This window comes from Enterobacter sp. TMH.L2 (genome assembly GCF_050847315.1).
GTDB lineage: Bacteria > Pseudomonadota > Gammaproteobacteria > Enterobacterales > Enterobacteriaceae > Cedecea.
The window spans coordinates 4018492-4032398 of the sequence record NZ_CP193791.1 but is presented as its reverse complement, the minus strand read 5'-3'; the positions used below and the strand labels follow the sequence as shown (position 1 = coordinate 4032398).

12 protein-coding genes are annotated in these 13907 nt (G+C 58.0%); 5 read left to right on the top strand and 7 right to left on the bottom strand.

Annotated elements, in window-relative coordinates; all coding sequences use genetic code 11:
• Positions 1–9: 9 nt before the first annotated feature.
• The 3 genes from ACREYP_RS19275 to hldE are packed head-to-tail and all read left to right on the top strand — an operon-like array spanning position 10 to position 5667.
• On the top strand, positions 10–1308 hold the full coding sequence (locus ACREYP_RS19275; RefSeq protein ID WP_336818377.1) for a CYTH domain-containing protein: 1299 nt from the start codon (positions 10–12) through the stop codon (positions 1306–1308).
• Between the two features lie 23 nt (positions 1309–1331).
• The gene (glnE, locus tag ACREYP_RS19270; RefSeq protein ID WP_336818378.1) at positions 1332–4190 is read left to right on the top strand and encodes a bifunctional [glutamate--ammonia ligase]-adenylyl-L-tyrosine phosphorylase/[glutamate--ammonia-ligase] adenylyltransferase; all 2859 of its coding nucleotides are present in this window, start codon (positions 1332–1334) and stop codon (positions 4188–4190) included.
• Positions 4191–4239: 49 nt separating this feature from the next.
• Positions 4240–5667, top strand: coding sequence for a bifunctional D-glycero-beta-D-manno-heptose-7-phosphate kinase/D-glycero-beta-D-manno-heptose 1-phosphate adenylyltransferase HldE (hldE, locus tag ACREYP_RS19265; protein ID WP_008460049.1), 1428 nt, complete (start codon positions 4240–4242; stop codon positions 5665–5667).
• Positions 5668–5714: 47 nt separating this feature from the next.
• Here hldE and ACREYP_RS19260 read toward each other — a convergent pair whose 3' ends face one another.
• Together ACREYP_RS19260 and ACREYP_RS19255 are read right to left on the bottom strand one after the other, a co-directional pair.
• Positions 5715–7058: an NCS2 family permease gene (locus tag ACREYP_RS19260; protein WP_336818379.1), complete on the bottom strand. Its 1344-nt coding sequence runs from the start codon at positions 7056–7058 to the stop codon at positions 5715–5717.
• A 16-nt stretch (positions 7059–7074) separates the two neighbouring features.
• A complete protein-coding gene (locus ACREYP_RS19255) occupies positions 7075–8862 on the bottom strand; it encodes an adenine deaminase (protein ID WP_336818380.1) in 1788 nt (595 codons plus the stop codon).
• Positions 8863–8996: 134 nt separating this feature from the next.
• Here ACREYP_RS19255 and ACREYP_RS19250 point away from each other — a divergent pair, with 134 nt between their 5' ends.
• Positions 8997–9923: a LysR family transcriptional regulator gene (locus ACREYP_RS19250; protein ID WP_336818381.1), complete on the top strand. Its 927-nt coding sequence runs from the start codon at positions 8997–8999 to the stop codon at positions 9921–9923.
• A 20-nt stretch (positions 9924–9943) separates the two neighbouring features.
• Positions 9944–10684, top strand: a complete 741-nt coding sequence (locus tag ACREYP_RS19245; RefSeq protein WP_336818382.1) for a CDP-diacylglycerol diphosphatase — start codon at positions 9944–9946, stop codon at positions 10682–10684.
• Between the two features lie 209 nt (positions 10685–10893).
• On the opposite strand, the gene ACREYP_RS19240 is transcribed toward ACREYP_RS19245, so the two are convergent.
• The 5 genes from ACREYP_RS19240 to ACREYP_RS19220 all read right to left on the bottom strand — a co-directional run bounded on the left by ACREYP_RS19240 (position 10894) and on the right by ACREYP_RS19220 (position 13824).
• Positions 10894–11406: a YjjA family protein gene (locus ACREYP_RS19240; RefSeq protein WP_442892450.1), complete on the bottom strand. Its 513-nt coding sequence runs from the start codon at positions 11404–11406 to the stop codon at positions 10894–10896.
• A gap of 139 nt (positions 11407–11545) precedes the next feature.
• Positions 11546–11974 carry an organic hydroperoxide resistance protein gene (locus tag ACREYP_RS19235; protein WP_008460060.1) on the bottom strand — a complete coding sequence of 143 codons (429 nt, stop codon included), beginning with the start codon at positions 11972–11974 and terminating at the stop codon, positions 11546–11548.
• Positions 11975–12069: 95 nt separating this feature from the next.
• The gene (locus ACREYP_RS19230) at positions 12070–12516 is read right to left on the bottom strand and encodes a MarR family winged helix-turn-helix transcriptional regulator (RefSeq protein WP_008460062.1); all 447 of its coding nucleotides are present in this window, start codon (positions 12514–12516) and stop codon (positions 12070–12072) included.
• Positions 12517–12583: 67 nt separating this feature from the next.
• Complete coding sequence (locus ACREYP_RS19225) at positions 12584–13057, bottom strand: threonine/serine exporter (protein ID WP_166993447.1); 474 nt, start codon at positions 13055–13057, stop codon at positions 12584–12586.
• Positions 13048–13824 carry a threonine/serine exporter family protein gene (locus ACREYP_RS19220; RefSeq protein WP_008460066.1) on the bottom strand — a complete coding sequence of 259 codons (777 nt, stop codon included), beginning with the start codon at positions 13822–13824 and terminating at the stop codon, positions 13048–13050. The genes ACREYP_RS19225 and ACREYP_RS19220 overlap by 10 nt, the downstream gene beginning before the upstream one ends.
• Positions 13825–13907: the final 83 nt, after the last annotated feature.

Here is a 13907-nt window from a genome sequence, read left to right as displayed (position 1 = left end):
AAAGAAGACATGGCCCAGGAAATCGAACTTAAATTCATCGTTAATCCTGTAGCGCTTGACGCGCTGCGCGACAAATTAAATGCCCTGCCGGGCGAGCACAGCGACCCGCGTCAGTTGCTCAATATTTATTATGAAACGGCGGATAACCTGCTGCGCCGCCACGACATGGGGCTACGTATTCGCGGCGATGCCGGGCAATACGAAATGACGATGAAAATCGCCGGGCGAGTGACCGGTGGGCTGCATCAGCGCCCTGAATACAACGTGGCGCTAAGCAAGCCCGAGCTGGATCTTGCTTTACTGCCAGCAGAAGTTTGGCCGGAAGGGCTGGACGTGGCGACTTTACAGGCCGACGTGAAGCCGCTGTTCAGTACGGATTTTGCGCGCGAAAAGTGGGTAGTTACTCACGGTGAAAGCCGCATTGAACTGGCGTTGGATCTGGGTGAAGTGAAAGCCGGTGAGCACCAGACGCCCATCTGCGAGCTTGAACTTGAGCTGCTGAGCGGTGAGACGGTGGATTTACTGGCCCTGGCGGAAAGTCTGGTCACCGAACCTGGCCTGCGTCAGGGCAGCCTGAGCAAGGCGGCACGGGGCTATCACCTGGCCCAGGGCAATGCGGTGCGCGAAGTGAAACCGCTGGGCGTGCTGTATCCGCCGGCTAAAGCCAACGTTGAGCAGGGGCTGGAAGGTGCTCTGGAGCTGGCGCTCGCCCACTGGCTGTACCATGAAGAATTATGGCTTAGCGGCGCGAAAGCGGCTAAGCAGCAGGTGATTGACGCCGTGGGCCTGGTGCGCCATGCCCTCGCGCTTTTTGGCGGCATCATTCCAAGAAAAGCGAGCACCCACTTACGTGAGCAGCTGATTGCGCTCGAAGCACGCTTTGCCGGTGACGAAAAAGCTGAAGTGATTGTCTATAGCGCGCAGGCGAGCAGCGCTAAGCTGGCGCTGACCCGCTGGCTGGTGGAGCGCCAGTGGCAGCCGTTCATTGATGAGAAAGGCCGCGCGAAGCTGGATAGTTCCTTTAAACGTTTCGCGGATACGCATCTTTCCCGCCATGCGGCTGAGTTAAAAGAGACGTTCCAGCGCCCGCTGGGGGATGCATACGCAGACCAGTTACCGCGTCTGGCGCGTGAGACGGATGCTATCCGCCTGCTGGCCGGGGTGTACAGCGATGCGCAAACCCAGCCGTGGCTGGAAAACTGGCAGGGGTTGCGTCACGCCATTGTTACCCGCCAGCGCATAGAAATTGAGCATTACCGAAACGAAGCGATCTCGCAGGCGCCTTTCTGGCTGCACAGCGGGAAATAATAGACTGGTAACGGATACCCACCATGATGGCGCTGACCCCTTTGTTACAGCAGCACCTGCAGGCGTTTTTACCGCGCCTGCCGCAAGAGATTGACTCCCTGACACTGAGCGAAGAAGCTCGCGCGGTGCTGGCGATAAGTGATTTTGTTGGTGACAGCGTGGTGGCGTATCCCGCCTGGCTGCAAACCCTGCAGCAGGACGCCCCTACGGCTGACGAATGGCAACATTATGCCGCCTGGCTGCAGCAGGATCTGCAGGATGTGCACGACGAAGCGGCATTGATGAAAGCGCTGCGGTTTTTCCGTCGCCGTATCATGGTGCGTATCGCCTGGGCGCAGTCGCTGGAGCAGGTGGATACGCAAAGCACGCTGCAGCAGCTGAGCGTGCTGGCGGAAACGCTGATTGTTGCCGCCCGTGACTGGCTTTATGCCGCCTGCTGCCGCGAATGGGGCACGCCTTGCAACGCCGCCGGTGAGCCGCAGCCGCTGCTGATCCTTGGCATGGGCAAGCTGGGCGGAGGCGAACTGAATTTCTCTTCCGATATCGACCTGATTTTTGCCTGGCCGGAAAACGGCTCCACCCAGGGCGGGCGCCGTGAACTGGATAACGCCCAGTTCTTCACCCGCATGGGGCAGCGCCTGATTAAAGTCCTCGACCAGCCAACGCAGGACGGCTTTGTGTACCGCGTGGATATGCGTCTGCGTCCGTTTGGCGACAGCGGTCCGCTGGTACTGAGCTTTGCCGCGCTGGAAGATTATTACCAGGAGCAGGGGCGCGACTGGGAGCGCTACGCGATGGTAAAAGCGCGGATTATGGGCGACAACGACGATGTCTGGAGCCAGGAGCTACGCAACATGCTGCGGCCATTTGTGTTCCGCCGCTACATCGACTTCAGCGTGATTCAGTCCCTGCGAAACATGAAGGGCATGATTGCCCGCGAAGTCCGTCGCCGTGGGCTAACGGACAATATTAAGCTCGGCGCCGGCGGCATTCGCGAAACCGAGTTTATCGTGCAGGTCTTCCAGCTCATCCGCGGTGGCCGGGAGCCTTCTCTGCAGTCCCGTTCGCTGCTGCCTACCCTGGAAGCCATTCAACAGCTTCATTTGCTGCCGGAAGAAGATGCCCAGAAACTGCGTGCGGCTTACCTCTACCTGCGTCGGCTGGAAAACTTACTGCAAAGCATCAACGACGAACAGACGCAGACCTTGCCCGGTGACGATCTAAACCGTGCCCGGCTGGCCTGGGCGATGCAGGCGACTGACTGGGAAGCCCTGCAGCAAACGCTGCAGCTGCATATGAACGACGTGCGTCAGGTCTTTAACGATCTGATTGGCGACGATGAGCCGGAAGCCGGTGAAGATAAAGTTGCTGAAGGCTGGCGCGAGCTGTGGATCGACGCCCTGGACGCCGATGAAAACACGGTGGTGCTGAGTCATTTGAGCGCTGAGGCGCGGGCAGAGTTACTGAAGCAAGTTAGCCATTTCCGGCAGGAGATCGACAAGCGCACCATTGGCCCACGTGGCCGCCAGGTGCTGGATCAACTTCTGCCGCACCTGCTGAGTGAAGTCTGTTCCCGGGCCGACGCGCCGCTGACGTTTTCCCGTCTGACGCCGCTGCTGTTTGGGATCCTCACCCGCACAACCTATCTGGAACTGTTAAGTGAATTCCCCGGCGCGCTTAAACACCTGATTACGCTCTGTGCGGCCTCGCCGATGATTGCCGCGCAGCTTGCCAGCTATCCGCTGCTGCTGGATGAACTGCTCGACCCTAATACGCTGTATCAGCCCACGGCAATGGACGCCTATCGCGACGAACTGCGTCAATATCTGCTGCGCGTGCCGGACGAAGACGAAGAGCAGCAGCTGGAAGCGTTGCGTCAGTTCAAGCAGGCGCAGATGCTGCGCGTGGCGGCGGCCGATATCGCTGGCACCTTGCCGGTGATGAAGGTCAGCGACCATCTGACCTGGCTTGCGGAAGCGATTCTCGATGCGGTGGTGCAGCGTGCCTGGGCGCAAATGGTGGCGCGCTACGGCCAGCCTCGTCATTTGCAGGACAGAGAAGGGCGCGGCTTTGCCGTGCTGGGCTATGGCAAACTCGGCGGCTGGGAGCTGGGCTACAGTTCCGATCTGGATCTGGTTTTCCTGCATGATTGCCCGATGGAAGTGATGACGGACGGCGATCGTGAAATCGATGGCCGTCAGTTCTATCTGCGCCTGGCGCAGCGCATCATGCATCTGTTTAGCACGCGTACCTCAACCGGGATTTTGTACGAAGTTGACGCTCGCCTCAGGCCGTCCGGTGCGGCAGGTATGCTGGTCACCACCGCAGAATCGTTTGCTGATTATCAGAAGAATGAAGCCTGGACCTGGGAACATCAGGCGCTGGTTCGCGCCCGCGTGGTGTACGGCGATCCGGCGCTTAACCGCCAGTTTGACGCCATCCGCCGCGAGATCCTGTGCACGCCGCGTGAAGGGGAAGCCCTGCAGGTAGAAGTGCGCGAGATGCGTGAAAAAATGCGCGCGCATTTGGGCAATAAGCACCGCGATCGCTTTGATATTAAAGCCGATGAGGGTGGGATCACCGACATCGAATTTATTACGCAATATCTGGTGCTGCGCTATGCCAGCGAAGCGCCGAAGCTAACCCGCTGGTCCGATAACGTGCGCATCCTGGAACTGATGGCGCAGAACGACATCATGGATGAAGCCGAGGCCAAAGCGTTGACGCATGCCTATGTCACGCTGCGGGATGAATTGCACCATCTGGCGCTGCAGGAATTGCCGGGCCACGTTGCGCTGGACGCCTTTGCGAAAGAACGTGAGCAGGTGCGTAGGAGCTGGCAAACCTGGCTTGGCGAGCCGCAAACGCACGCGGGAGAGTAATTATGTTATCATCCCGCGCAAAATTTTATCCCTCGCTGGAGAGTCAGGAATGAAAGTAACGCTGCCCGAATACAGCCGTGCAGGCGTCATGGTGGTTGGTGATGTGATGCTGGATCGCTACTGGTACGGCCCAACCAGCCGTATTTCGCCGGAAGCCCCGGTGCCGGTGGTGAAAGTCGATACCATCGAAGAACGCCCTGGTGGCGCGGCTAACGTGGCGATGAACATTGCTTCGCTGGGCGCGAATTCTCGCCTGGTTGGCCTGACCGGCATTGACGATGCGGCGCGCGCGCTCAGCCAGAGCCTGGCCGGGGTCAACGTGAAGTGTGACTTCGTTTCTGTTCCGACTCACCCGACGATTACCAAGCTGCGCGTGCTGTCCCGCAACCAGCAGCTGATTCGCCTCGACTTCGAAGAAGGGTTTGAGGGCGTCGATCCTGAGCCGCTGCACGAACGTATCAGCCAGGCGCTGCCGCAAATTGGTGCGCTGGTGCTTTCCGACTACGCAAAAGGCGCTCTGGCGACCGTACAGCAGATGATTCGCTTGGCTCGCGAAGCCAAAGTCCCGGTGCTCATCGACCCGAAAGGGACAGACTTTGAGCGCTACCGTGGCGCAACGCTGCTGACCCCGAACCTTTCAGAATTTGAAGCCGTGGTCGGCAAGTGCAAAACCGAAGCCGAGCTGGTGGAACGTGGCATGAAGCTTATCGCCGATTATGAACTGTCGGCGCTGCTGGTGACGCGTTCAGAGCAAGGCATGACGCTTCTGCAGCCGGGCATTGAGCCTTTCCATCTGCCGACTCAGGCGCAGGAAGTCTATGACGTGACCGGGGCCGGTGACACGGTGATCGGCGTGCTGGCGGCAACGCTTGCGGCGGGGAACTCGCTGGAAGAAGCCTGTTACTTCGCGAATGCCGCAGCTGGCGTGGTGGTTGGCAAGCTGGGGACATCAACCGTTTCTCCGGTCGAGCTGGAAAACGCGGTGCGCGGTCGCGCGGAAACGGGTTTTGGCGTGATGACCGAAGCCGAGCTGAAAGTTGCGGTTGCCGCTGCCCGCAAGCGCGGTGAGCGCGTGGTGATGACCAACGGCGTGTTCGATATTCTGCATGCGGGCCATGTTTCCTATCTGGCCAACGCGCGCAAGCTGGGTGACCGCCTGATTGTCGCGGTTAACAGCGATGCGTCAACCAAACGCCTGAAAGGGGAAACCCGGCCGGTTAACCCGCAGGATCAGCGCATGATCGTGCTGGCTGCGCTGGAAGCGGTGGACTGGGTGGTACTGTTTGAAGAAGACACGCCTCAGCGCCTGATTGGTGAAGTCCTGCCGGATCGTTTAGTGAAGGGCGGCGACTACAAACCAGAACAGATTGCCGGGAGCAAAGAGGTTTGGGCCAACGGCGGGGAAGTGATGGTACTGAACTTCGAAGATGGCTGCTCCACCACCAATATCATCAAGAAGATTCAAAATAACGGCTAAATTGGCCGTTAAGAAAAAAGCCTCTCGTTTGAGAGGCTTTTCTGTTTCTAGTGCTTCACCAACGTGGCGAAGTAGTACGCCAGCGGAATGGCCAGCAGGTAAAGCCCCACCGGGATTTCACGCCATTTACCGGCAATCACCTTAATGATGATATAGAACAGCAGGCCGCCAGCGATCCCGGTCCCGAAGCTGTTGGCGATAAGCGTGATCATCACCATCATCAGCACCGGCAGACCTTCGGTGAAGTTGCCCAGATCCACTTTGCGCAGGCCGCTGAACATGTTCAGGCCGATAAGGATCAGCGCGGGCGCGGTTGCCTCTTTCGGGATCATCAATGCCACCGGGGTAAACAGCAGCATCAGCAGGAACATTACCGCTGCCGCCAGCGCGGTGAGGCCGGTTTTACCGCCCGCTTCTGCCGCCGCTGAAGACTCAATCAGCGCGGTAGCCGCCGGAATGCCGACCCACGGGCCTAGCGCGGCGGCAATAGAATCCACCATAAACGGGCGGTTGATGTGCGGCATGTTGCCATGTTCGTCCAGCAGGCCAGCTTCGCCACCCACCGCCAGCGTCGTGCCCATGGTGGAGAAAAACTCTGAGGCAAAGAAGACAAACAGGAACGGCAGGAAGGCGATATTCAGCGCGCCGAGCATATCCACGTGCCCCAGCACCGGCGTCAGCGAGTGCGGCATGGCGATAAAGCTTTGCGGCAGGTGAGTGACGCCCAGAGGAATACCGACCAGAGTGGCAAACAGAATCGCCCATAAAATGGCTCCCGGCACGCGGCGAGCCTGAAGCGCAATCGCCAGGAACAGGCCGCACAACGCCACGACAGCGCCAGCAGAAGTGAAGTCACCGAGCGCCAGCGCGTTGGTTTTGGCGTTGGCGAGCACCAGCCCGGCGTTGCGGAAGCCCAGCACCGCAACAAACAGGCCGATGGAGGCCGTCAGCCCAAGCTTGATCGACTGCGGTACCGAGCGCGTGACCACTTCACGCAGGCCAAGGCGGGTAAGCGCGAAGAACAGAATGCCTGACCAGCAGGCGATGCCGAGGCCAATCTGCCAGCCAATATGCTCGCTCCCGGCAAGCGTCACGCCGACCAGCACCGAACCGCCGATGCCCGGCCCGACAATAAACGGCAGGTTGCCGTAAAACGCCATCAGCAGCGTGCCGAGGACAAAAATAACGATCGTCCCGGTGGTTGCCGCGCCTTTATCCATCCCGCCCACGGCCAGCAGGCCAGGGATAACAACCAGCAAATAGGCGGCGGCGAGAAAGCCAGTGATGCCCGCGAGGCATTCGGTTTTCACTTTGCTTTGGCGGCTGCGAAGCTGGAATCGCCGCTCCAGCCAGCTTTCGCTGGCGGCCTGAGACACTGAATTTTCGGCCATTACTTGGCTCTCCGGATTAATGTGTTGTGTGTGCGTCTGCCGGGTGTTCGTGGCATTCAATAAGCGGGTCGACGATCTGGCGAGTACTGCCGTCCGTCAATCCCAGGTCGGTCAAATGTGGCCCGGCGTTACAGGCCAGGCAGGTGCCTTCGATGGCCTTGAAAACTCGGTACGGTGGCTCCCAGTCGGCGACTTTATTGCTCAATTCACGGAGTTGAGCAAACTGCTGCGCCAGGTCGGCGGCGGGCAGGTCGGAGAGCATCCCGGCAATCGGCATTTCTACCTTCGCCAGCATCTGTCCGTTCTGGCTCAGCGCCATCCCGCCTCCACAGGCGATCAGTGCGTTGGCGGCGAGCGCCATGTCCTGCGGATCTCTGCCGAGGACAACGAGGTTGTGCGAGTCGTGTGAATAGGTAGTGGCAATCGCGCCGCGCAGCTCACCCCAGCCTTCGAGCAGCGCCAGCTGTGGTTTTGCCTCATGGCGACCGTGGCGATGCTGAACCCAAATCAGGCTGAAGCCGTCCGGGATCTGAACTTCACCGCGCCGGACTTCTACCTCGACTTCGCTCCACTGGGTGAAGCGAGCACCCTTGATGTGGCGCAGGCGCGCACGGCCATTATTCACTGGCACCTTGAGAACAAAATCGTTCGGACTGAGAGACTGAAGTCGGACGGTGTCTCGCGGGGGAACGATGGACGGTGCCGCGACGGGCTCCAACATTTTTCCCTGTTCCGCGACGAGCTTCCCGGCGACATAAACGGTTTGAGCGCTCAGTTTCTCCAGCGAATCGAAGACCACCAGGTCGGCAGTGCGGCCCGCGGCAATCAGGCCGAGATCCGGGCGTTGCAGGCGCAGCGAGGCGTTCAGCGTGGCCAGGCGCAAAGCATCTTCGGCTTTCATGCCGTGCTCGATGAGCAAGTTCAGCAGGGCAACGATACCGCCTTTCGCCAGCAGCATGTCCGGCGGCACGTCGTCGGTGCAGACGGTGACCTGCGATGACAGATGCGGCAGGCCGTTCAGCGCGGCGACGATCTCTGGCAGCAAATACGGATGTGACCCGCGAATCTCCAGGGTCAGCCCGGCACGCAGTTTTTCCAGCGCGTCGGCGGCGGAAGTCAGTTCATGATCTGACGTCACGCCAGCGGCAAGGTAGGCCTGTAATCCCGCGCCATTCAGGCCGCGGGCGTGTCCTTCAATCAGTTTGCCGCTTTCCAGGCCAGCGTTAAGAATCTCCAGCATTCTTTCGCTGCCGTTCAGCACGCCGTGCATATCCATCACTTCGGCTACGCCCGCCACTTCCGGCCATGAAAGCAGCGTTTCCATCTCTTTCCCGGCAAAATCAGCGCCGGACATTTCCAGGCCCGGCGTTGAAGGCACGCTGGACGGGGCCGCGCAGATCACGCGCAGCGGCAGGTTGCGGCTGGCGTCAACGGCGTAACGCACGCCCTCAATACCGAGCACGTTCGCCAGCTCGTGCGGATCCCAAAAAATCGTTGTGGTGCCCTGGGCTACGACAATTTCCGCATAGCGCGCGGGCGGCAGGTGGGAGCTTTCAACGTGGACGTGGGTATCCATCAGCCCTGGGCTGAGATAGTTTCCGGCGAGATCGTGAGTCTGGGCGGCATCTTCGCGGCTGCTGCGTGGATGTACGCTGGCGATGAGCGTACCGACGATACCGACATCCGCCTCACGGATTTCACCGGTGGCCATATCCACGATCCGACCATTGATGAGCAGCAGGTCGAAAGGCGTTTCGCCGAGAGCGGCTTTCACCGCGCGGCGACGTAAATAAGCAGGAGTCATGACAGGTTCCAAAACAGGGGCTCTGGCGGCTACTCTAGGCAGGGGAATACGCTTTGCCCAGATGATTTAATTTATCAGCCGATAAGAAACGTTTATCCTGTGGCAAACGTTTACCTGGCAACCCTGATACTCCAATGGCTGAACCCTGGCAGCGCCTTCCCGCACTCTCGTTAAAACAGATCCAGTATTTTGTGACGCTGGCCAAACTTCGTCATTTCACCGATACCGCCAACCGGCTGGCCATTAGCCAGCCCGCGCTAAGCAGCGCGTTACGGCAGATTGAGTCCGTGTTGGGCGGGAAGCTGGTTAACAGAACCGCTGCGGCAGTGACGCTGACGGACTTGGGCGCAGCGCTACTGCCCCATGCCGAACGCGTGCTCAACGTCGCGCAGCGCGCGTTTGACGACATGCAGCGCATGGTCCAGGACGGCGGTGACGGCACGCTTCGCATAGGCCTGGTGCCCTCGGTCGGCAGCCTTTTATTTCCCGATATTCCTCAACGTATTGCAGAGGCTTTTCCTCGCCTGCGGGTGGAGTTTCACGACCGCACCAATGACGCGCTGATTGCCCAGCTTGAAAGCGGCCAGCTGGACTTTGGCCTGGGGGCGCTGGACAGCTCGGTGCCCAAAACGCTGGAGATCCATCCGCTGCAGGAAGATCCCTTCGTGGCGGTAGTCAACTGTCACGATCCTCTGGCAGAATCCAGCCACGCGCCGTGGCGAAGCCTGGTGAAGCGGGACATCGCGGTGTTTTCAAAAGGGAATATCAGCCGGCTGGTCGCGGCGATGGCGGAAAGCCAGCGCCTGACGCTGAATGCGCGCTATCAGGTTGATTTTATTGAAACCCTTTATGGACTGGTGCGCTCACAGCTGGCGGTGGCGATTTTACCGCAGCTTTACACCACCTTTTTGCAGGACCCCGAGCTGAAAGTGATTCATTTGCAGCAGCCTTCGCTGAGCCGCACCGTGGCATTGATGCGCAGCACTGAGCCGTTCGCGCCGCAAATAGAAGCCTGCTTCCAGCTTATTGTCCGCCTATTACAACAACGAAAAGTACTCTGACTTTACAAGGAAAACCTGACATGAAAAAGATCCTGCGCGTGGTGGTTGTGCTGCTGATTTTGCTGGTGGCCGCCGTCGCAATCCGCCTGTGGCTGCTGCATCGCCACAGTGATGCTCTGTGGAATATCATCAGCCAGCAGTGCATTCCCAATCAGCAGCAGAACCACTCCCCAGCGCCTTGCCTGAAAGTCGATCTGGCCGGGCGCTACCTGGTATTTAAAGATGCCAAAGGCCCGCTGCATAATTTGCTGATGCCGACGGACAAAATCACCGGTATCGAGAGCCCGAAAATCCTTGAAAACGGTGCGCCAAATTACTTCCTGGATGCGTGGGAGAATCGCCACTATCTGCTGGATGAAACCACAAAAGCGGTTCGGGACGATGATTTGGTGTTAGCGATCAACTCTCGCTACGGACGTTCTCAGAACCAGCTGCACATTCACCTGTCCTGCCTGCGCCCTGAGGTGTATCAATCCATTAACCAGCTTGCCGACAAAGTCGGTGACCAGTGGCAGCCGTTTGGTGCGGAGATCCTTGGCCATAAATATCTGGCGAGAAAAGTCCCGGCAGAGGTGAATCCGTTTACCGTGCTGGCGGAGTACGTGAAGGCTCAGGGCGATGAGATGGAAAACTTTGGCCTGGCGCGAGTGGTGACAACGAAGGGGGATGTGGTGCTGTTGGCTAACCCTCGTCAGCTGCTGGGCGGGAACCAGGGTTCGGCGGAAGAGATGCTGGACTACAGCTGCTCGCTGGCAAACTAAAACAAAATGGCCTCTTAGCAAGAGGCCATTTCAGACTGATGACAAACCTCAAGCGGATAAAATTCTGCAATCTGTCGCCATAGAAATAAACTGGAAAATCAATGCATTGATTTTCGGCTGCTCACCACAAAGAGGGAAAAACCACGCTTTTTCCCTCTTTGTCAGCAACCTCAAATGGCCTCTTAGCAAGAGGCCATTTTTTTGTGCCGTTACGACAGGTAATTCATGCCCTGTTTGAGCACCAGATCGCAGGCTTTGGTTTTCACCTTTTCAGCCAGCGGCGAGTTGCCGATGCTGTTCAGATCCAGCTTCTGGCCGTTGGCCGTGTTCAGTAAGCCCATCAGGCCCTGATTATAGTCCTGCTTGTCGGCAGGCTTGGTGCTGCTTTCCAGCCCCAGCTTGGTCATCAGCTGGTTTTTAATGTTGTCGGTATTGGTGACGGAAGCCAGTTTATTCTTCGCGCAGTACTCCATCACGCCAGCCGCATTGGTCATCGTACTTGAGCTGAGAGATTTGCTGTTGCCGTTCAGCAGGCTGGTCAGTGAAGAGAGAGACAGACCGCCGGTCTGAGCGCCATTGCTGGTAGTAGTGGCATTGCCGCTTTTAGTCAGTTCATTGGCGGCGCTGGAAAGTTGTTCCTGCCAGTTTGCAGCCGTTGCCTGGCCCGTGAAAAAGGCTGCTGCCAGCGCCATTGCGCAGAGCGTTTTATTCCTTGCTTTCATCTTGTGATACTCGCTTTGTTTGCCTGCGGTGCAGGAGATTTCAGGCGTGAGTATAGCGCTTTGGCCGGAAGCAGGGGGATTGAGAGTTGTCTTAAACCGTGGGGGCAGGAGAAAAAGCCGGGTTTCCCCGGCTGTAGCATCAGTTGATGATGTTCAGGGTCACATCAATGTTGCCGCGGGTTGCGTTGGAGTATGGGCAAACAATGTGTGCCGCATCGACCAGTTTTTTCGCTTCGGCAGCGTCCATCCCCGGCAGGTGGATATTCAGCTTCGCTTCGATACCGAAGCCGGTTGGCAGTGGCCCGATACCGACTTCACCTTCGATGAAAGCGTCAGACGGCATGGAGATTTTATCGCGGCCGGAGACGAACTTCATCGCGCCCAGGAAGCATGCGGAGTAGCCCGCCGCGAACAGCTGCTCAGGGTTGGTGACTTCGCCACCAGCGCCGCCCATCTCTTTTGGCAGGCCCAGTTTGACGTCCAGTACGCCGTCGGAAGAGGTTGCACGACCTTCACGGCCACCGGTGGCTTTGGCTTTTGCGGTGTAAACGACTTTTTCTAAAGACATGGCAGGTTCCTCATCTTACATTTAGTATGTGCTATAAAATAGCGTGCGATTTATATGATGTTTTAAAAATCGCCGATAGTATCGACGATTAATTATTACGTATTTAAATTACTGCGCAAAGTTTCCAGCTGCGCTTTCAGCGCCATCATGCTGTCTACGCTACAGGCAGAAGCACAGCGCACGGAGTCTGGAATACCCAGCGCTTTTTCCTGCAGCGCTTTCCCTTCCTGGGTCAGCGTGACTGCCACCTGACGCTCATCTTCGCGGGAGCGCTGACGTAGCAGCAGCCCTGCGCTTTCAAGCCGTTTTAGCAGTGGCGTTAAGGTGGCTGAGTCTAAAAACAGACGCTCGCCGATTTGCGACACCGTGACATCGTCCTGCTCCCACAGCACCAGCATCACCAGGTATTGCGGATAGGTGAGCTGCAGCGGCGTAAGCAGCTGGCGGTAGAGCTTGTTCACCGCCAGATTGGCGGAGTAGAGCGCGAAGCAAAGCTGGTTGTCCAGCAGCAGGGCGTTCGTTTCGGTGGATGTCTTCTTCATGTTTCTCAATATAGATAGCGCGCGATTAAATAGCAAATTTTATTTTACGGCGATTTCGTCTGTGCGATCAGACCCGGGGCTTTTTGCGATAAAGCCACAGCCCCGGCAGAGAGAGCCCGATGGACAGCGCCCCCACGATAAATGACGCTTTCAAGAAGTTGGTCACCAGTTGGATCATCAGCGGATCGCTGTAGCCAAAGTGCGTCAATTTTACCGCCGAGATCATCGCGGTATAGGCGTAGATCCCCGGAAACATAGGAATGACGGCCGCAACGGTAAAGACCTTCGGGTGAGCAAGATACCAGCGTGACCACTGAATACCAATGATGCCGACCAGAATCGACGCCAGAAAAGTGCTCCACTCGATGTTTAAACCCGCCGTCATCATCGCCATACGCGAGCCGTGGCCGATGGCACCGAGAAGCCCACAGTAAGGCAGGGCGCGCTGAGGTACGTTAAAGACTAACGCAAAGCCCACCGCCGGCACGGCAGACAGCGCCATATCCTGAAGCAGGGCCAGAAGAAATTCGATTATGCCCATCCTCTTAGCCCCCATACCGCCATTGCCATCACCACGCCAATGCAGGTTGCCAGCGTGAGCAGGCTGGCCATCGCCCAGCGAGCAAGCCCGGTATTAACGTGGCCTTTAAACATGTCGGCCACGGCGTTAATCAGCGGGAAACCGGGGACGAGTAATAACACGCTCGCGGCCATCGCAATATTGGAAGTGGCGGCAAATGGGCCTTTGGCGATAAGCAGGCCCGAAACGGTAGTGGCGACAAACGCGGTGATGCAGAAGTTGATCTGCGGATGAAGCTGGCGGTGGGTGAGCAGCTGGCGGACATACATCGCCAGTGAGCTGGCGACAAAGGCGACAAACGCCCCGTCCCAGCCACCGTTGTTCAGTTTGCAGAAGCAGCCGCAGGAAAGACCCACCATCAGGACAACCAGCCAGCGTGGGTAACGCAGCGGTTTGATGTGTTCGAAGCGTTTGAGAACGTCCCTGGCATCCAGCAGCTTGTGTTCGGTGAGGATCACGATGTGCTGTACTTCGGTGACGACGTGCATGTTGATCCCGCGATCGTTATTTTTGCGGGTAGTCGTCAGGCACTGATTGTCTTTAATGGTGCTAAGTACAATGGCGTTAGCGGAGATTGAGCTTTCCACGCTGTCCATCCCCAGCGCTTTGCCAAGGCGCGTTGAAAGCTCCTCGACCAGCGCGCTTTCTGCCCCGTGCTGCAGTAAAAAGAGCGCGCATTGAATACATAAACGAGTGACGTCCCGCTGGGAAGCAACATCTGGCTGCATGCTTGATCCTGACTAAAGAGAAGGAAATGCGCTTAACGTTTATCCATTTAACATGAGCGCATCGCTTCATTAGCCGCGTCAGA